This is a genomic window from Pseudomonas sp. NY15354, assembly GCF_048068075.1.
Lineage (GTDB): Bacteria > Pseudomonadota > Gammaproteobacteria > Pseudomonadales > Pseudomonadaceae > Aquipseudomonas > Aquipseudomonas guariconensis_C.
In genome coordinates this window covers 68,088-86,263 of sequence record NZ_JBLUPV010000009.1, presented here as the reverse complement: position 1 = coordinate 86,263, position 18,176 = coordinate 68,088, and the positions used below count along the sequence as shown (strand labels likewise).

The window sequence follows — 18,176 nt, the reverse complement described above, 5'->3', positions numbered from 1 at the left end:
ATCATCGAGAGGTCGCCATGGGCGCACTATTGAACTTGGTCGAACGCAACCTGCACGAAGTGCAGGTGGATGCCGACCGCATGCTCTTTCATATCCCCAGCAGTTCGCTGTTCGCCGCCGATGCGGTGACCGGCGACATCATCGACACCCTGCGCCAACAGGGCTGCTCCGCCGAAGAGCTGGTGCAGCGCCTGGGGCAACGCTTCACCGGCCAGGACATCGAAGACACCCTGCGTGAGCTGATCGCCCTGGAGCTGGTCAGCGACGGCTCGCCGCTGACGCCGGAGATCGCCCTGCGCAAGGTCGAGCGCACGGCGCTCAACACCGTGGTGCTCAACGTCAACACCGGCTGCAACCTCAGCTGCACCTACTGCTACAAGGAAGACCTGGACAAACCCTCGGCCGGCAAGAAGATGAGCGCCGCCACCGCCGAAGCCTCGGTGGAGATGCTGCTCAAGGAGTCGCCTGACGAGCAACGCTACAGCGTGGTGTTCTTCGGCGGCGAGCCGTTGTCCAACCGGCCGCTGATCGAGCACATGGTCGCCTACTGCGAGCGTCGGTTCGCCGAAGCGGGCAAGCAGGTCGAGTTCATCATGACCACCAATGCCACGCTGCTCACTGAAGAGATCGTCGATTGGCTCAACGCCCATCGCTTTGGTCTGTCGGTGAGCATCGACGGGCCCAAGACCGTGCACGACCGCAACCGCATTACGGTGGGCGGGCAGGGCACCTACGACGTGGTGCGGCGCAAGGTCGACATGCTGTTGTCGCGCTACCACAGCCGGCCAGTCGGGGCGCGGGTCACCCTGACCCGGGGCATCACCGACGTGGAGACCATCTGGAACCATCTGTTCAACGAACTTGGGTTCGCCGAGGTCGGTTTCGCCCCGGTCACCTCCGGCGACATGGCCAGCTTCAACCTGACCGGCGAAGAGCTGGTGCAGGTCTTCGCCAACATGAAGGCCCTGGGCCGGCGCTACCTTGAGGCCGCGCTGGAGCACCGCAACATCGGCTTTTCCAACCTGCACCAGCTGATCACCGACATCCACGAGGGGCACAAGAAGGCCCTGCCGTGCGGCGCCGGGCTGAAAATGCTGGCGGTGGACCACGAAGGCGAGCTGAACCTCTGTCATCGCTTCACCGGCTCCAGCCTGCCCACCTTCGGCAATGTGCACCAAGGCGTGAAACAGGCGCAGCTCAATGATTTTCTGTCCCAGCGCCTGGACCGCAGCGGCACCGGCTGCGACAGCTGCCGCATCCGCAACCTGTGTTCCGGCGGTTGCTACCACGAGAGCTACGCGCGCTATGGCGACCCCACCCACCCGACCTACCACTACTGCGAACTGATGCGCGACTGGGTGGACTTCGGCATCGAAGTCTACAGCCGCATCATGGCCGCCAACCCGGCCTTCATCGATCGCTACATCACTCCGCGGAAGGCGCACTGACATGAAGCACTTGAAGCCCCTGAACAACAAGGCCCGCATCCTTGAGCAGGCCGCCGCTGAAGACCGCGTGGAAGAAGTCGTGGCCATGAGTGCGGTAGCCGGTTGCACCGCCACCACCGACCCGGGCTGGGAAGTGGACGCCTTTGGCGGCGTCAGCTCCCTGTGCCAACCGATGGAGGCCGACCTGTACGGCTGCTCCGACCCGTGCTGGTGGCCTGCCCAGGTGCCGGACATGATGAGCACCTACCAGGACTGGAACGCCCAGGCCACCAACTCGATGGAAGACTGGCGCAACCTGGGCACCGTGTTCCCGAAAGACAAGTGACCGGCCCGACAAGAACAACAAGGGGAAACCGCATGAAACCTGGATTCTGCGCACAGCTCGCGCTCACCGCCGCCGTCTGTGCCGGCGCCTGGACGGCCCAGGCCGCTGACACCGGGCCCGCCCTCAAGGCCGGCCACGAGTACCTGATCGCCACCAACTACCCGAACAACCTGCACGTGGTGGATGTGGCCAGCGACACGCTCTACAAGACCTGCCGCATGCCGGACGCCTTCGGCCCCGGCACGGCGATGATGGCACCCGACAAGCGCACCGCCTATGTGCTCAACAACCACTTCGGTGACATCTACGGCATCGACCTGGACACCTGTGGCACCACCTTCCACGCCAATCTTTCCAGCGTGCCGGGCGAGGTGGGGCGTTCGATGTTCTCCTTCGCCATCAGCCCCGATGGCAAGGAAGTGTATGCAACGGTCAACCCGACCCAGCGTCTGAACGACCACTACGTGGTCAAGCCGCCGCGCCTGGAGGTGTTCCGCACCGCCGATGGGCTCGATGCCAAGCCGGTGCGCCACTTCCCCATGCCGCGCCAGGTCTACCTGATGCGCGCCGGTGATGACGGCAGCCTGTACGTGGCCGGGGCGGACATCTACAAGATGGACGTGAATACCGGCAAGTACGAGGTGGCGTTGCCCCTGCGCAACTGGAACCGCCCAGGCTACAGCGCGCCGGACGTGCTGTACTTCTGGCCGCACCAGACTGGCCGCCATGAGTTCTCGATGCTCTACACCGTGGCCAAGTTCAAGGACGCCAAGCAGGACCCGAACGAGGCCGCATTGCTGTATGGCTACTTGTCCGTGGACCTGAAGACCGGCAAGACCCACACCCAGGAGTTCGCCGACCTCACCGAGCTGTACTTCACCGGCCTGCGCTCGCCCAAGGACCCCAACCAGATGTACGGCGTGCTCAACCGTCTGGCCCGCTATGACATCAAGGAGCGCAAGCTGATCCAGGCCGCGAATCTGGACCACACTTACTACTGCGTGGCGTTCGATCGCTCCGGCAGCAAGCTGTACCTGGCCGGGACCTTCAACGACATCGCGGTGTTCGATCCGCAGACGATGAAGAAGGTGAAGAACATCAAGCTGCCCGGTGGTGACATGGCCATTACCACCACCCAGGTGTTCGTCCGCTAGTCGGTGGTGGCTGCTTCGTTGGCCTCTTTCACACGTGCGCCTCGCACAGCGTGTGGGAGTGGGCTCATCGAGGCGTCAACGCGGTGGATGGCACGGGCTTCGCCCGTGTTCGCGGGTAAACCCGCTCCTACAGGGCGCGTGGGTGTGCCAATAGGTGCGCACGACGCAAGTCCTGTGGGCGCGGGGACAGTGGCTTGCTCAATAAACGCTAGAACAACAAGAGAGTGCCCATGCTTCAGCCAAGCTACTCCCAGGGCGACCCTGACAAGGCCTTGCTCACTCATTGCATCGGCGACGTCTTCGACGCCACCGTCGCGCGCTTTCCCGAGCGCGATGCCCTGATCGTTCGCCACCAGGGCCTGCGTTACACCTGGCGTCAGTTGGCCGAGGCCGTCGACCGCCATGCCCGCGCCTTGATGGCCTTGGGTGTGCAGGCTGGCGATCGCCTGGGCATCTGGGCACCGAACTGCGCCGAATGGTGCATTACCCAGTTCGCCAGCGCCAAGGTCGGGGCCATCCTGGTCAACATCAACCCGGCCTATCGCAGCAGCGAGCTGGACTATGCACTGGGACAGGCCGGATGCCGCTGGGTGATCTGCGCCGGTGCCTTCAAGACCTCCGACTACCACGCCATGCTGCTGGGCCTGGTGCCGGGGCTGCAGGGCAGCCGCCCAGGTGAGCTGCACTGCGAACGCTTGCCGGAGCTACGTGGGGTCATCAGCCTGGCCAAGGAACCCCCGCCGGGCTTTCTCGCCTGGGATGATCTGCAGGCGCGCGCCGAGCTGGTGAGTGCCCAAGCGCTGGCCGAGCGCCAGGCGCAATTGCAGCCAAGCGACCCGATCAACATCCAGTACACCTCCGGCACCACCGGTTTCCCCAAAGGGGCGACCTTGAGCCACCACAACATCCTCAACAACGGCTACATGGTCGGTGAAAGCCTGGGCCTGACCGAGCACGACCGCCTGGTGGTCCCGGTGCCGCTGTACCACTGTTTCGGCATGGTCATGGCCAACCTGGGCTGCCTGACCCACGGCAGCACCCTGATCTACCCCAACGACGCCTTCGACCCGCTGGCCACCCTACGGGCGGTGGCCGAAGAGCGTGCCACGGCGCTGTACGGCGTGCCGACGATGTTCATTGCCGAGCTCGATCATCCCCAGCGCGGCGAATTCGACCTCTCCAGCCTGCGCACCGGCATCATGGCCGGCGCCACCTGCCCGATCGAGGTGATGCGCCGGGTGATCCACGAGATGCACATGGCCCAGGTGCAGATCGCCTACGGCATGACCGAGACCAGCCCCGTGTCGCTGCAAACCGGCCCGGACGATGAGCTGGAGCTGCGCGTGACCACTGTGGGCCGCACCCAGCCACGGCTGGAGAGCAAGGTCATCGACACCGAAGGCGCCACCGTGCCGCGAGGGGAGATCGGCGAGCTGTGCACCCGCGGCTACAGCGTGATGCTCGGCTACTGGAACAACCCCAAGGCCACCGCCGAGAGCATCGACGCTGAGGGCTGGATGCACACTGGGGACCTGGCGGTGATGGACGAGCAGGGGTATGTGCGCATCGTCGGGCGCAGCAAGGACATGATCATTCGCGGCGGCGAGAACATCTATCCACGGGAGCTGGAGGAGTTCTTCTTCACTCACCCGGCGGTGGCCGATGTGCAGGTGATCGGTATTCCGTGCAGCAAATACGGCGAGGAGATCGTGGCCTGGATCCGCTTCCATCCCGGGCATGTCGCCAGCGAAGAGGAACTGCGCGAATGGGCCAAGGCCCGCATTGCGCATTTCAAGGTGCCGCGCTACTTCCGTTTCGTGGACGAGTTCCCGATGACGGTGACGGGGAAGGTGCAGAAGTTTCGGATGCGCGAGATCAGTATCGAGGAAGTATCTACTGCAGGCGCGCGCCTCCTGTAGGAGCGGCCTTGTGCCGCGAAAGGGCTGCAAGGCAGCCCCGAGAATTACAGGCCAGGTAAAGCCAATCGCTGGGGCCGCTGTGCGGCCCTTTCGCGGCACAAGGCCGCTCCTACAGTGACTGCGTCTTTCCAGCGGTTATTCTTCCAGATGCTTGGGGCTATTGAAGTTGCCCAGCCTGACATCATTCCCGATGCACTCGAACCCCTGCAGCGATTCCTGCAACAAGGCCCTCTGCAAGCTCCGTTCGCCAGTGCTCCAGGCCTGCTCCAGCAGGGGCAATACCTTGCGCGGCAACACACTGAACATCGGCTGCCAGTACCCGCCCTGGCGCACCATGGCCGGGCTATCGTGCTCGACCGCCAGGCGCAGCAGGTCCAGGACCAGCGCCTGATCCAGGCGCGGCGCATCGCACGCCAGCACCACCACCCAGTCATGCCGTGCCGCCGCGAGCCCCGCGATCACCCCGGCCAGCGGACCCGGGAAATCCGCCTCGGCGTCGGACACCAACTGGTCGGCATAGGCCCGGTACGCCTCGTGGTTGCGGTTGCAGGAGATCACCACATCGTCGCTAAGCGGCCGTACCACGCGCTGCACGTGGGCCACCAGCGGTTCGCCGTGCCAGGGCACAAGGCCTTTGTCTCGGCCGCCCATGCGCTGGCCGCGGCCACCGGCGAGAATGAGGATGGAGCAAGGGGGCAGGGGAGCAGACATGAAAAAGGGTTCCAGGCAGTCACTGCCGGGAACCCTCCCATGTCACGCAGGCGTTGTCCAGTCAGGCGTCGTGGGGCTGCGCCTGAGTGTCCGTGGCGGCCCGACGACGCCCGGCCAGGCGCATCACCACCACGAAGAACACCGGCACGAACACCACCGCCAGGGTGGCGCTGAGCATGCCGCCGATCACGCCGGTGCCGATGGCCTGCTGGCTCGCCGAGCTTGCGCCGGTGGCGATGGCCAGGGGCACCACCCCGAGGATGAACGCCAGCGAGGTCATCACGATCGGCCGCAAGCGCAGGCGGGCGGCCTGCACGGCGGCGCTGACCGGGTCCTGGCCCTGGTCCACCAGGCTCTTGGCGAACTCGATGATCAGGATGGCGTTCTTCGCCGACAGGCCGATCAGGGTGATCAGGCCGACCTTGAAGAACACATCGTTGGGCATCCCGCGCAAGGTCACCGCCAGCACGGCGCCGAGCACGCCCAGCGGGACCACCAGCAGCACCGCGGTGGGGATCGACCAGCTCTCGTACAGCGCCGCCAGGCACAGGAACACCACCAGCAGCGACAACGCCATCAGCAGCGGCGCCTGGCTGCCGGACAACCGCTCTTGCAGCGACAGGCCCGTCCATTCAAGGCCAGCGCCGGCCGGCAACTGGTCGACCAGGCGCTGGATCTCGGCCATGGCCTCGCCGGAGCTGTAGCCGGCGGCGGGCTCACCGGAGATGGACACCGCCGGGTAGCCGTTGTAGCGGGTCAACTGCACCGGGCCGCTGACCCACTTGGCCTGCACGAACGCGCCCAGGGGCACCATCTTGCCGCTGTTGTTGCGCACGTGGATCTTGAGCAGGTCTTCCACCTGGCTGCGCTGGTCGCCTTCGGCCTGCACCACCACTCGCTGCATGCGGCCCTGGTTGGGGAAGTCGTTGACGTAGTTCGAGCCTACGGCGGTGTCGAGCACCGCACCGATGTCGGCGAACGACACGCCCAGGGCGTTGGCCTGGCGGCGGTCGATCTCCAATTGCACCTGCGGGCTCTCGGCCAGCGAGGCTTCGCGCACGTTGGCCAGCACCTTGCTCTTGCGCGCCTCGCCGAGCAACTGATCGCGGGCGGCCATCAACGCCTCGTGGCCCATGCCGCCGCGGTCCTGCAGGCGGAACTCGAAGCCGGTGGATTCGCCCAAACCGTCGACGGGCGGTGGCAGCACGGAAAACGCCACCGCGTCCTTGAGCTGGCTGAAGGCTTCGGTCGCACGGTCGGCGATCGACTGGGCGCTGTCCTCGGCGCCGCGCTCGGACCAATCCTTGAGCGTGGTGAAGGCCAGCGCCGCGTTCTGCCCGCTGCCTGAGAAGCTGAAGCCCAGGATCAACGTGGTGTTGCCCACGCCGGGCTCTTTGGCGTTATGCGCCTCGATCTGCGCGGCCACCTGTTCGGTGCGCATGCGGCTGGCACCGGGCGGCAACTGGATGTCGGTGATGGTGTAGCCCTGGTCCTCGGTAGGCAGGAACGCGCTCGGCAGTTGGCTGAAGCCATAGCCAAGCACCGCCAGCAGCACGCCATAGACCAGCAGGTAACGGCCGCTGCGCTTGAGGGCATGGACCACCCAGTGCTGATAGCCTTCGCTCATGCGTTCGAAGCGGCGATTGAACCAGCCGAAGAACCCTTTGCGCTCATGGTGCTCGCCTTTGGCCAAAGGCTTGAGCAGGGTGGCGCACAGGGCTGGGGTCAGGCTCAGGGCCAGGAAGGCCGAGAACAGGATCGACACCGCCATCGACACCGAGAACTGCTGGTAGATCACCCCCACCGAGCCTTTCATGAACGCCATCGGCAGGAACACCGCCACCAGCACCAGAGTGATGCCGACGATGGCGCCGCTGATCTGGCCCATGGCCTTGCGCGTCGCCTCTCTGGGCGGCAGGCCTTCCTCGGCCATGATCCGTTCGACGTTCTCCACTACCACGATGGCATCGTCCACCAGGATGCCGATGGCCAGGACCATGCCGAACAGCGTCAGCACGTTCACCGAGAAGCCCAGCGCCAGCATCGTGGCGAAGGTGCCCATCAGCGCCACAGGCACCACCAGGGTCGGGATCAGGGTGTAGCGGATGTTCTGCAGGAACAGGAACATCACCAGGAACACCAGCAGCATGGCCTCGAACAGGGTGCTGATCACTTGCTGGATCGACACCTTGACGAAGGGCGAGGTGTCGTAGGGGATGTCATAGCGCACGCCCTCGGGGAAGTAACGCGCCAGCTCTTCCATCTTCGCCCGCACTAGGGTCGCGGTTTCCATGGCGTTGGCGCCCGGCGACAACTGCACGCTGAAGGCGGTGGACGGTTTGCCATTGAGGCGAGTGCCGAATTGGTATTCCTGGGCACCGATCTCTACCCGGGCGACGTCGCCGATGGTCACCGTGGAGCCGTCGGGGTTGGCGCGCAGGACGATGGCGGCGAACTCCTCGGGGGTGCTCAGCTGACCTTTGACCACCACGTTGGCAGTGATCTCCTGGGTGCTGCGCCCTGGCAGATCGCCAATGCTGCCGGGGGCAACCTGGGCGTTCTGCGCGGCGATGGCCTCGGCCACGTCATTGGGCGTGAGGTTGAAGCCGATCAGCTTCTGCGGGTCGATCCAGATACGCATGGCTCGCTCGGAGCCATACAGCTGGGCCTTGCCCACGCCCTTGAGGCGGCGGATCTCGTTCATCACGTTGCGCGCGAGGATGTCGGAGAGGGCGGTCTCATCGAGGCTGCCGTCCTCGGAGGTGAGGGTGGCCAGCAGCAGGAAGCCCGTGGACACCTTCTCCACTTGCAAGCCCTGCTGCGTCACCGGGCGCGGCAGGCGCGACTCGACCACCTTCAGGCGGTTCTGCACGTCCACCTGGGCCAGGTCCGGATGGGTACCCGGCTCGAAGGTGGCGGTGATGGTGGCACTGCCCAGGCTGCTCTGGGACTCGAAGTACAGCAGGTTGTCGGCACCGTTGAGCTCCTGCTCGATCAGGCTGACCACGCTTTCGTCCATGGTCGCCGCCGAGGCGCCCGGGTAGACCGCGTAGATTTCAACCTGTGGCGGCGCCACGTTGGGGTACTGGGCCACCGGCAGCTGGGGCAGGGCCAGGGCGCCGGCAAGCAGGATGAACAGCGCGACCACCCAGGCGAACACCGGGCGGTCGATGAAGAACTGCGGCATGAATCAGGCCCTCACTGGCCGGTGTGCTGGACGATGGGCAAGGCGTCCTGGGCCGGATCGACCTGGACCTGATCGCCGGCTTTGACGTGTTGCAGGCCTTCGATCACCACGCGCTCGCCCGCGGCCAACCCCTGGATGACGATCCAGCGGTCACCCTGGGCGTTGCCCAATACCACCTGGCGTTCGCTGATGCGCGCCTGCGCATCGACCACCAGCACCTTGGGCACGCCGGCACTGTCGCGCAGGATGGCGCGCTGCGGGACGCTGATGCCCTGCGGTTGCACGGCCTGGTCCAGGCGCACGCGGACATAGCTGCCTGGCAGCAGGTCGAGGTCCGGGTTGGGGAACTCGCTGCGCAGGGTGATCTGGTTGGTGCTCGGGTCGACGCTGATGTCGGAGAACAGCAGCTTGCCCGGCAGCGGGTAGGCCGTGCCGTCATCCTGTATCAAGGTCGCCCTGGCCTGGCCTTCGCCGACCTGCTGCAACTCGCCGGCGCGCATGGCTCGGCGCAGGGTGTTGAGTTCGCGGGTCGACTGGGTGACGTCGGCGTGGATCGGGTCCAACTGCTGAATGGTCGCCAGCGGCGTGGTTTCGTTCTGGCCCACCAGCGCGCCCTCGGTGACCAGGGCTCGGCCGATACGCCCGGAGATCGGCGCGGTGACCGTGGCATAGCCCAGGTTCAGGCGCGCCCGCTCCAAAGCTGCCTTGGCCTCGGCCACGATAGCGCTGGCCTGGAGGAAGGCGGCGCGGGCATTGTCGTACTCCTGGCGGCTGACCGCTTTGTCGTCCACCAGCTCGCGGTAACGCTGCTCCTGCAGGCGCGCCTGGTACAGGTTGGCCTCGGCCTTGGCCAGGGTGGCGCGGGCGGCATCGTGGTCGGCCTTGAACGGCGCAGGATCGATCAGGAACAGGACATCGCCCTGTTTGACGTCGCTGCCTTCGCGGTACACACGTTTGAGCACCACGCCACTCACCCGTGCGCGGACCTCGGCGGTACGCGGCGCGAGGATGCGGCCGCTGAGCTCGGTGCTGATGGCCAGGGGCCGGGCCTGCACGGTCTCGACCCGCACCTGAGGCGGGGGTGTCTGCTCGTCCTGCTCGGCGGCGTCGTTGCAACCGGCCAGGGACAAGGTCAACAGCGCCAGAAGCGCCAACGGGCGCAGGCGATAAGGGAAAGAAATTGACATGCGGATCTTCCGAGAATGACCGAGCCTATGCTAAGGCAGCCGTTCCTGCCATGGCTGTGAAGCTATGTAGGACGAATGTGAAAAAGTGTAAGAATTCTCATTGACCGGCATGGGATTCTATATCCTGCAGCGCGTCAACCCTCTCCACTCACCCGTTCTTCTCACCGCCTATGCCGAATATTCTCCTGGTCGAAGACGACAGTGCCTTGTCCGAACTGATCGCCAGCTACCTGCAACGCAACGATTTTCACGTCCGGGTGATCGCCCGTGGCGACCATGTGCTGGAAGAGTTCCGCCGGCAAAAGCCCGACCTTGTGGTGCTCGACCTGATGTTGCCGGGCCTGGACGGCCTGCAGGTGTGCCGCTTGCTGCGCCAGGAGTCGCAATCCCTGCCGATCCTCATGCTGACCGCCCGCGACGACAGCCATGACCAGGTGCTCGGCCTGGAGATGGGCGCCGACGATTACGTCACCAAGCCCTGCGAGCCCCGCGTGTTGCTGGCGCGGGTGCGCACCTTGCTGCGCCGCAGCACGGTCAACGAGCCTCGCCTGGACAGCGACTTGATCCAGGTCGGGGGCTTGCGCATCGACCTGGCAGAGCGCGTCGTTACCTGGCGTGGCGACGAAGTGGAGCTTTCAAGCAGTGAGTACAACCTGTTGGTGGTGATGGCGCGCAATGCCGGCGAGGTGCTCAGCCGCGACCGCATTCTCCAACAACTGCGCGGCATCGAGTTCAACGGCACCGACCGCTCGGTGGACGTGGCCATCTCCAAGCTGCGGCGCAAGTTCGATGACCATGCCGGTGAGGCGCGCAAGATCAAGACGGTGTGGGGCAAGGGGTATCTGTTCAGCCGGGTCGAGTGGGAGTACTGACGCGCCATGCTGAAGATTCTGGTGCGCCTGTACCTGGTCATCATCGCCGCCTATGCCGGTGCGCTGCTGTTCATCCCCGACACCATCGTCGGCCTGTTCCATGACCGCTTCATGGCCTACAACCTGGAGCAGGCCAAGGGTGTGCAGTCGCTGCTGGTGCGCCAGTTCCAGCAAACCCCACGCGAGCAGTGGCCGCAGGTGGAGCAGCAATTGGCACAGAGCTTCGCGCCACTGGAGATCAAGCTGCTGCGCATGGACCAGGCCGAGCTGACGGCGCAGGAGCGGGCGCGCCTGACGCAGGGTCAGAACGTGGTGCGCATCGCCGACTGGGGCTACTACGACACCGCCCTGGCACCGCTGGACCAAGACTGGCTGGTGCGCCTTTACACCCCGCCGGACCCGCTGGACATCAACCTGCTGTCCTGGGGCGTCACGGTGCTGATCGGCGCAGCCATGCTCGGCTGCCTGCTGCTGTGGGTATGGCCGCACTGGCGCGACCTGGAACGCCTGAAGGAAACCGCCCGGCGCCTGGGTCAGGGGCAGATGGCCGAGCGGACCCATATTTCGCCGCGCTCGAACATCGGCGAGCTGGCGGGGGTGTTCGACACCATGGCCAGTGACCTGGAGCGGCACGTCAACCAGCAGCGTGAACTGCTCAATGCGGTGTCCCACGAACTGCGCACGCCGCTGACCCGGTTGGATTTCGGCTTGGTGCTGTTGTTCGACGAGGTGCCGCCACCGTGCCGCAAGCGCCTGCTGGAACTGGTCGGGCACGTGCGTGAGCTCGATGAGCTGGTGCTGGAGCTGTTGTCCTACAGCCGCCTGCAGAATGCCGACCAGGCCCGCGAGCGGGTCGAGGTGTCGTTGCTGGAGCTGGTCGACAGTGTGCTTGGCGGGTTCGCCGAAGAGCTCGACGGGCGAGGCATCCAGTGGGAAGTGCGGGCCGAGACCCGGCTGCCGCGCTTTGTGCTCGACCCGCGCCTGACCGCCCGCGCCGTGCAAAACCTGGTGCGCAATGCCATGCGCTATTGCGACGAAAGCCTGCTGCTGCGCCTGCGCCTGGAAGAAGATGGCGCGTGCCTGGTGACCGTGGAGGATGATGGCATCGGCATCCCGCCCGAGGAGCGCGAGCGGATCTTCCAGCCGTTCTACCGGCTGGACCGTAGTCGCGATCGCAGCACCGGCGGTTTCGGGCTGGGGCTTGCCATCAGCCGGCGGGCCATCGAGGGGCAGGGCGGGACACTGACCGTGGCCCAGTCAGCCCTTGGCGGGGCGCAGTTCAGGATTCGCCTGCCGGCAGGTTAGAGAACGGCCAAGGTGTTTCTGGATACCGAGGTGCTTTCTTCGCGGGTAAACCCGCTCCCACAAGGATTGCGGTGGACCCAGATCTGCGGGTAAACCGGGTTCATCAAGGACTGCGGTGGACCCAGATCTGCGGGTAAGCCGGCTTCTTCAAGGATTGCGCTGAAACCTGTGGGTCTATCCGCGAAAAGGCCAGGGCAGGCGACTCAGACATTAGGCTCCTTTGGCCAATTGGGCCGACCAGGAGACGAAGCGGTCCTTGCCACTGTGCTTGGCCTCGTAGAGCGCCTGGTCCGCCCGCACCAGGGCCATGCTCAGGGTGTCACCGTGGTCGACCCGGGTCAGGCCGATGCTGATGGTCACCGGGTGCGGGCTCAGGTCTTCGCGCACCCGCTGGCACAGGGCCCCCACTTGCCGCTCGGCGCCTTGCTGGTCCAACCCCTGGAAGTAAATGGCGAATTCTTCGCCGCCGAGGCGGGCAAAGGCATAGCCGCTCATGCTCGCCTTGATGTGCGCGGCCACGCGCTTGAGGACTTCGTCACCGATGTCATGGCCGAAGCGGTCATTGACCCGCTTGAAATTGTCGATGTCGATCATCGCCAGGTACTGCCCGGATGCGGCCACCTGCAACTGCTGTTCGGCCTTGAGCATGAACGAGCGGCGGTTGGGGATCTCGGTGAGGGCATCGATGTAGGCTTGGTCCAGCAGGACCTTGGACAGGTAGAAGTTGTGCAGCTTGGCCTGGCGCATGCGTAGATACGCATAGATCACCAACCCGCAGAGAAACACCGCATAGCTCAGCAGCATCGCGCCCTCGAGCTCCAGCAGTTCGATGCGGGTGTGGTGGAACGGGTTGAGCACCAGCCAGGTGATGGCCATGGCGCAAAAGAACGACCAGCGCCGCACTGGCAGCACCGAGACGCTGTAGAGCACTGTCGAGACCCCCAGCACCAGCCATACCGGGCGCAGCGCAATGGGGATGCCATCGATCACCAGGCGCATGGCCAGTGTGATGGTTGCGATGAACACCAGGTTGAGCACATCGAAGTGCCGGCTTTTGCGGGTGAAGCCGAGCACTACCGTGATGGCGCAGAGCGCGGCGAGAAACAGCATCGAAAGCCAGGTGAAGCCTTGGTTGCCCAGGTAGCTGACGAGCAGGTCGAAGATCAGCCAGATGACGATGCTGACGCAGAAGATCAGCAGGCAGAACCGGCGCATGGCCTCGAACTCGTGCTGGCGGAACTCGGCGCGCAGCGCGGCGGGGGCCACCTGCTTGCGCAACTGGTCTTCGATGGTCTTGAACATGCTGGAAGGGAACTCCTCAAAGTTCTCTGTTGTTTTCTCGGTACCGTGAAGGAGCGGGGTAATCCGCCACCAGACAGTCAAGCCCAGACTGCTCGACTGGTCCAGCTTGGCAACGTCGACCTGGGTGTTGACTTCCTACAGGGCGTCGGGCTAATTTCCCACCCCATGAACCCATTCCTGCAGCGTCACGCCATCAGCATTATTACCGCCATTATCGGATTGGCGGGCTAGCGCGTACGTGCACCGAACCCGCCCTGGAGGCGGGTTTTTTCTTTCCGACTCCTGGGCCCTTGAAAACACCAGGAGTCATCGATGACCAACCTCAGCGTCAGCCCTCGTACCACCGTCACGCCCGCGCAACTGCTCTCGGAGCAGGTGCGCCGCATTCTCAGCGCCCCGGTGTACGACCTGGCCATCGAGACACCTCTGCAACGGGCGCCTGCGCTGTCGGCCACCCTGGGCAACCAGGTGCTGCTCAAGCGCGAAGACCTGCAACCGACGTTCTCCTTCAAGATCCGCGGGGCCTATACCCGCTTGTCGCGCCTGACCCCGGCCCAGCGCGAGCGTGGTGTGATCACGGCCTCGGCCGGCAACCATGCCCAAGGCGTGGCGCTGGCCGCCTCGCACCTGGGCATGCGGGCCACCATCGTCATGCCCACCACCACCCCGGAGCTCAAGGTCCAGGGCGTTTGTTCGCGGGGGGGGCATGTCGTGCTGCACGGTGAAAGTTTCCCCCATGCGCTGGCCCATGCCCTGCAACTGGCCGACAGCGACGGTGCGACCTTCGTGCCGCCGTTCGACGACCCGGACGTGATCGCCGGCCAGGGCACCGTGGCCATGGAGATCCTGCGCCAGCAACCCGGCGCCCTGGATGCGATCTTCGTCCCCGTGGGCGGCGGTGGTCTGGTTGCGGGCATCGCGGCGTACGTCAAATACCTGCGCCCGCAGGTGAAGGTGATCGGGGTCGAGCCCGAGGACTCCAATTGCCTGCAGGCCGCCCTGGCTGCGGGCGAGCGGGTGATCCTGCCGCAGGTAGGCACCTTCGCCGATGGCGTGGCGGTGGCACAGGTCGGCGCCCATTGCTTCGAGTTGTGCCGCCATTTTGTCGACGAGGTGGTGACGGTCAGCAGCGACGAGCTGTGCGCGGCCATCAAGGACATCTACGACGATACCCGTTCGATCACCGAGCCCTCCGGTGCGCTGGCAGTGGCCGGGATCAAGAAGTACGTGGCCCGCGAAGGCGTCCAAGGCCAGACCCTGGTGGCCATCGACTCCGGCGCCAATGTCAATTTCGACCGCCTGCGTCACGTGGCCGAGCGCGCCGAACTGGGTGAGCAGCGCGAGGCGATCATCGCCGTGACCATCCCTGAGCGTCCCGGCAGCTTCCGGGCCTTCTGCCAAGCGCTGGGCAAGCGTCAGATCACCGAGTTCAACTACCGCTACTTCCCGGGCAAGGAGGCGCGGCTGTTCGTGGGCGTGCAGACCCACCCCCAGCATGACCCGCGCGAGCATTTGCTGGCCAGCCTGCGCGAGCAGGGCTACAACGTGCTGGACCTGACCGACAACGAACTGGCCAAGCTGCACGTGCGCCATACGGTGGGTGGCCATGCCGCGCCTGGGGCGGATGAGCGCGTGCTGCGTTTCGAGTTTCCTGAACGGCCCGGGGCGTTGCTGGGCTTTCTCGAACGGCTGGGCAAGCGCTGGAACATCAGCCTGTTCCATTACCGCAACCACGGCGCGGCCGAGGCGCGGGTGTTCGCCGCGCTGGAAGTGCCGAGCGATGAGCTGTCGGGGCTGCCCCAGGCGCTGGATGACATGGGCTATCGCTACTGGGATGAAACCGAGAACCCGGCGTATCGGTTGTTCTTGGGGTGAGGCGCTCGCACGCTGTTCAATCTGGGGCCGCTACGCGGCCCATCGCAGGCGTTGCCAGCGCCTAGAGGTTCCGTGTTGCCCATGTAGGCGTGGCCTTGCGCTGGATCAACACCCCTTATCGCAATCAGGCGGATTCTCGAAGGTACACAGACTTTTCGCGAGGATTCGGCCATGAGCAGCACGTTCTTCATTCCCGCCGTCAACATCATGGGTATCGACTGCCTGGAGGAGGCGATGGCTGCCATCGCAGGCTTTGGCCTGCGCAAGGCATTGATCGTCACCGACCCGGGCCTGGTCAAGGCCGGGGTCGCCGAGCGCATCGCAGGCATGTTGGCCATGCGCGACATCGACTCGGTGGTGTTCGATGGTGCCAAGCCCAACCCGAGCATCGCCAACGTCGAAGCGGGGCTGGCCATGCTGCGCCAGGCGCGGTGCGATTGCGTGGTCTCCCTGGGCGGCGGCTCGCCCCATGACTGCGCCAAGGGCATCGCCCTGTGCGCCACCAACGGTGGCCACATCAGTGACTACGAAGGGGTCGATCGTTCCAGCAAGCCGCAATTGCCATTGATCGCGATCAACACCACCGCCGGTACGGCCAGCGAGATGACCCGGTTCTGCATCATCACCGACGAGGCGCGCCACGTGAAAATGGCCATCGTCGACCGTAACGTCACGCCGATCCTGTCGGTCAACGACCCGGCGTTGATGGTCGGCATGCCGCAAAGCCTCACTGCCGCCACGGGCATGGATGCCCTGACCCATGCCATCGAGGCCTATGTGTCCACGGCGGCCACGCCCATCACCGATGCCTGCGCGCTCAAGGCCATCACCCTGATCAGCGACAACCTGCGCCAGGCCGTTGCCGATGGCCGCGACCTCAAGGCGCGGGAGAACATGGCCTATGCCCAGTTCCTCGCCGGCATGGCCTTCAACAATGCATCACTGGGGTATGTGCACGCCATGGCGCACCAGCTCGGCGGCTTCTACGACTTGCCTCATGGGGTGTGCAATGCGGTGTTGCTGCCCCATGTGCAGCGCTTCAATGCCAAGGTCAGCGCTACACGGCTGCGCGATGTGGCCAAGGCCATGGGCGTGAAGGTGTGTGCGCTGGATGCCGAGCAGGGCGCGGGCGCGGCGATTTCGGCCATCGAGCACCTGGCTGCGGCGATCGGGATTCCGGCGGGGCTGGCAGAACTGGGGGCGAAGGTCGAGGATGTGCCGCTGCTGGCGGCCAACGCCTTGAAAGATGCCTGCGGGCTGACCAACCCACGCCCGGCGAGCCAGGCGGAGATCGAGGCGATCTTCAACGCGGCGTTCTAGGCCAAGTCTTGGAGCGTCTGTACCGACGCTTTCGCGGGTAAACCCGCTCCCACAGGAGCCGCGCTGTGCTTCAGGGCAACGGTGAACCTCCCACAGGAGCCGCGCTGTACTTCAGGGCAACGATGGACCTCCCACAGGAACCGCGCTGTGCTTCAGGGCAACGGTGAACCTCCCACAGGAGCCGCGCTGCGCTTCAGGGCAACGATGAACCTCCCACAGGAGCCGCGCTGCGCTTCAGGGCAACGGTGAACCTCCCACAGGAGCCGCGCTGTGCTTCAGGGCAACGGTGAACCTCCCACAGGAGCCGCGCTGCGCTTCAGGGCAACGGTGAACCTGTGGGAGCGGGTTTACCCGCGAAGAGGGCGGCGCTGCCTTCAGCGTTCACGCATGAAGAAACCGGCGACGAACTTGCGGAAGGTCTCCAGGCTCTTGAAGTCGGCGTAGCGCTTGAAGTTATCGGTGTCAGGCTCAGGTCCGATCGGTTGCTCGAGCAGCGATACCGACAACACCCGGTCCTGGTCCGAGGTCAGCACCAGTTCGTCCATCACCTGGCCGCCAATCACCGGCCGGCGCATCAACACCTTGACACCCTTGCTCGCCATCCAGTCGATCAACGACACCAAGGCCTTGAGCGGCTCTCGCTCTTCATCGCGGTACACCGGGAACAGGTGCCCGCGTGACAGCACCGGGACACTCGCCACATGGATCAGTTCGTAGAAATGGCTGCCGGCGGTGGTCGGCGAATAGAGCATCAAGGCCAGCAACGGCCCGTGGGTCTTGCCGCCGTCCCAGTACAGATGATGCCCCTGGAAGTCGAAGCCGTCTTCGGTGCGGGCGTTGAAGACCTTGCGGCCCTTGATCTGGTCGACGCAGTCGAGCAACAGCCCATGGCGGCGGTGATTGCCGAATGCCGTGGCTTCGCGCAGGCGGGACTTGAGCATCATCATGTGCTTCATGTCCAGGCGGGTTTCCAGGTAGTTGCTCGCCGGTACGCGCTCGACCAACGGGTAGCGGGTGGCCACGCCACGCAGGTCGGCGAATTGGGCGGTAAGGTCTTTTTTCAGGTGCGTGGCATAGACGTTGAGCCCGCTGGCTTCCATCCAGGTCAGCAGTAAAGACAGCAAACGCTGCTGTTCGCGGCGCTCCGTGGAGGCACCGGCGCCGGCTGAGCCACCTTCGCCAGCGGTGGGGTAATCGCCCAGCAGGCGCAGCGGGGTATCGGGCGCGAGCCACGCGGCAGGTTGCGTGGCCTGCTCGGTGCGTTCGCCGGCTTCGCGCTCGACTTTGGTGAACGGGCAGCCCGGGGCATGTTCGGGGGTGTCCGGGTTGTTACGCAAAAACAGGGTGCCGGTGCTGCCGTTGAGGGTGACATTGAGCACTGGCAGGGCGTCCCGCCGGCAATCGCAGGCCAGCCACTGATTGGCGCTGCGCACCTTCATCAGCCATTGGTTGGCCTGCAGCAGCCGAGGGCCAGCGAGGGTGCCGGCGGCAAAGCCGACCAGCAGTTCCTCTTCGGCCGGGGTCAGGCTGCGCACAGGCGCGGCGGTTTTGTCGATGATTCGCATGAAGCA

At 65.1% G+C, this 18,176-nt stretch carries 13 protein-coding genes; 8 read left to right on the top strand and 5 right to left on the bottom strand.

The features are described 5' to 3' along the window. Nucleotides 1-17: 17 nt before the first annotated feature. The 4 genes from peaB (at nucleotide 18) to ACNFCH_RS11645 (ending at nucleotide 4,846) form a co-directional block, all read left to right on the top strand. Nucleotides 18-1,448, top strand: a complete 1,431-nt coding sequence (peaB, locus tag ACNFCH_RS11660; protein WP_416742828.1) for a quinohemoprotein amine dehydrogenase maturation protein — start codon at nucleotides 18-20, stop codon at nucleotides 1,446-1,448. A gap of 1 nt (nucleotide 1,449) precedes the next feature. Continuing rightward, complete coding sequence (gene qhpC, locus ACNFCH_RS11655) at nucleotides 1,450-1,773, top strand: quinohemoprotein amine dehydrogenase subunit gamma (RefSeq protein WP_043214471.1); 324 nt, start codon at nucleotides 1,450-1,452, stop codon at nucleotides 1,771-1,773. A gap of 32 nt (nucleotides 1,774-1,805) precedes the next feature. Continuing rightward, the gene (gene peaD / locus ACNFCH_RS11650) at nucleotides 1,806-2,927 is read left to right on the top strand and encodes a quinohemoprotein amine dehydrogenase subunit beta (RefSeq protein ID WP_337157321.1); all 1,122 of its coding nucleotides are present in this window, start codon (nucleotides 1,806-1,808) and stop codon (nucleotides 2,925-2,927) included. A 230-nt stretch (nucleotides 2,928-3,157) separates the two neighbouring features. Further along, nucleotides 3,158-4,846, top strand: a complete 1,689-nt coding sequence (locus ACNFCH_RS11645; protein WP_416742827.1) for a fatty acid CoA ligase family protein — start codon at nucleotides 3,158-3,160, stop codon at nucleotides 4,844-4,846. Nucleotides 4,847-4,981: 135 nt separating this feature from the next. Here the strand turns inward: ACNFCH_RS11645 and mobA are convergent, their stop codons facing one another. From mobA to ACNFCH_RS11630, 3 genes are all read right to left on the bottom strand, one after another. Beyond that, complete coding sequence (gene mobA, locus ACNFCH_RS11640) at nucleotides 4,982-5,557, bottom strand: molybdenum cofactor guanylyltransferase MobA (RefSeq protein ID WP_416742826.1); 576 nt, start codon at nucleotides 5,555-5,557, stop codon at nucleotides 4,982-4,984. A 61-nt stretch (nucleotides 5,558-5,618) separates the two neighbouring features. Beyond that, complete coding sequence (locus ACNFCH_RS11635; RefSeq protein WP_337157318.1) at nucleotides 5,619-8,744, bottom strand: efflux RND transporter permease subunit; 3,126 nt, start codon at nucleotides 8,742-8,744, stop codon at nucleotides 5,619-5,621. Between the two features lie 11 nt (nucleotides 8,745-8,755). Continuing rightward, the gene (locus ACNFCH_RS11630) at nucleotides 8,756-9,931 is read right to left on the bottom strand and encodes an efflux RND transporter periplasmic adaptor subunit (RefSeq protein WP_337157317.1); all 1,176 of its coding nucleotides are present in this window, start codon (nucleotides 9,929-9,931) and stop codon (nucleotides 8,756-8,758) included. 170 nt (nucleotides 9,932-10,101) lie between these two features. On the opposite strand from ACNFCH_RS11630, the gene ACNFCH_RS11625 reads away from it, so the two are divergent. Both ACNFCH_RS11625 and ACNFCH_RS11620 read left to right on the top strand, forming a co-directional pair. Further along, the gene (locus tag ACNFCH_RS11625) at nucleotides 10,102-10,803 is read left to right on the top strand and encodes a response regulator transcription factor (RefSeq protein ID WP_070090929.1); all 702 of its coding nucleotides are present in this window, start codon (nucleotides 10,102-10,104) and stop codon (nucleotides 10,801-10,803) included. Nucleotides 10,804-10,809: 6 nt separating this feature from the next. After that, on the top strand, nucleotides 10,810-12,108 hold the full coding sequence (locus ACNFCH_RS11620; protein ID WP_337157316.1) for an ATP-binding protein: 1,299 nt from the start codon (nucleotides 10,810-10,812) through the stop codon (nucleotides 12,106-12,108). A 210-nt stretch (nucleotides 12,109-12,318) separates the two neighbouring features. Here ACNFCH_RS11620 and ACNFCH_RS11615 read toward each other — a convergent pair whose 3' ends face one another. Then, nucleotides 12,319-13,410 (bottom strand): GGDEF domain-containing protein, encoded by a 1,092-nt coding sequence (locus tag ACNFCH_RS11615; protein ID WP_337157315.1) that lies wholly within the window; start codon nucleotides 13,408-13,410, stop codon nucleotides 12,319-12,321. A gap of 312 nt (nucleotides 13,411-13,722) precedes the next feature. Here ACNFCH_RS11615 and ilvA point away from each other — a divergent pair, with 312 nt between their 5' ends. Beyond that, nucleotides 13,723-15,285 carry a threonine ammonia-lyase, biosynthetic gene (gene ilvA, locus ACNFCH_RS11610; protein WP_416742825.1) on the top strand — a complete coding sequence of 521 codons (1,563 nt, stop codon included), beginning with the start codon at nucleotides 13,723-13,725 and terminating at the stop codon, nucleotides 15,283-15,285. Between the two features lie 171 nt (nucleotides 15,286-15,456). Further along, the gene (gene yiaY / locus ACNFCH_RS11605; RefSeq protein ID WP_337157313.1) at nucleotides 15,457-16,605 is read left to right on the top strand and encodes an L-threonine dehydrogenase; all 1,149 of its coding nucleotides are present in this window, start codon (nucleotides 15,457-15,459) and stop codon (nucleotides 16,603-16,605) included. A 374-nt stretch (nucleotides 16,606-16,979) separates the two neighbouring features. Here the strand turns inward: yiaY and ACNFCH_RS11600 are convergent, their stop codons facing one another. Further along, a complete protein-coding gene (locus tag ACNFCH_RS11600; RefSeq protein WP_416742824.1) occupies nucleotides 16,980-18,170 on the bottom strand; it encodes a hypothetical protein in 1,191 nt (396 codons plus the stop codon). Between the last annotated feature and the right edge of the window lie 6 nt (nucleotides 18,171-18,176).

Excerpts from the sequence above, each read along its gene's own strand:
- peaB (WP_416742828.1), top strand. The coding sequence starts at position 18 with ATGGGCGCACTATTGAACTTGGTCGAACGCAACCTGCACGAAGTGCAG.
- peaD (WP_337157321.1), top strand. The coding sequence starts at position 1,806 with ATGAAACCTGGATTCTGCGCACAGCTCGCGCTCACCGCCGCCGTCTGT.
- yiaY (WP_337157313.1), top strand. The coding sequence starts at position 15,457 with ATGAGCAGCACGTTCTTCATTCCCGCCGTCAACATCATGGGTATCGAC.
- ACNFCH_RS11620 (WP_337157316.1), top strand. The coding sequence starts at position 10,810 with ATGCTGAAGATTCTGGTGCGCCTGTACCTGGTCATCATCGCCGCCTAT.
- ACNFCH_RS11625 (WP_070090929.1), top strand. The coding sequence starts at position 10,102 with ATGCCGAATATTCTCCTGGTCGAAGACGACAGTGCCTTGTCCGAACTG.
- ilvA (WP_416742825.1), top strand. The coding sequence starts at position 13,723 with ATGACCAACCTCAGCGTCAGCCCTCGTACCACCGTCACGCCCGCGCAA.
- ACNFCH_RS11615 (WP_337157315.1), bottom strand. The coding sequence starts at position 13,410 with ATGTTCAAGACCATCGAAGACCAGTTGCGCAAGCAGGTGGCCCCCGCC.
- ACNFCH_RS11645 (WP_416742827.1), top strand. The coding sequence starts at position 3,158 with ATGCTTCAGCCAAGCTACTCCCAGGGCGACCCTGACAAGGCCTTGCTC.
- ACNFCH_RS11630 (WP_337157317.1), bottom strand. The coding sequence starts at position 9,931 with ATGTCAATTTCTTTCCCTTATCGCCTGCGCCCGTTGGCGCTTCTGGCG.
- ACNFCH_RS11600 (WP_416742824.1), bottom strand. The coding sequence starts at position 18,170 with ATGCGAATCATCGACAAAACCGCCGCGCCTGTGCGCAGCCTGACCCCG.
- ACNFCH_RS11635 (WP_337157318.1), bottom strand. The coding sequence starts at position 8,744 with ATGCCGCAGTTCTTCATCGACCGCCCGGTGTTCGCCTGGGTGGTCGCG.
- qhpC (WP_043214471.1), top strand. The coding sequence starts at position 1,450 with ATGAAGCACTTGAAGCCCCTGAACAACAAGGCCCGCATCCTTGAGCAG.
- mobA (WP_416742826.1), bottom strand. The coding sequence starts at position 5,557 with ATGTCTGCTCCCCTGCCCCCTTGCTCCATCCTCATTCTCGCCGGTGGC.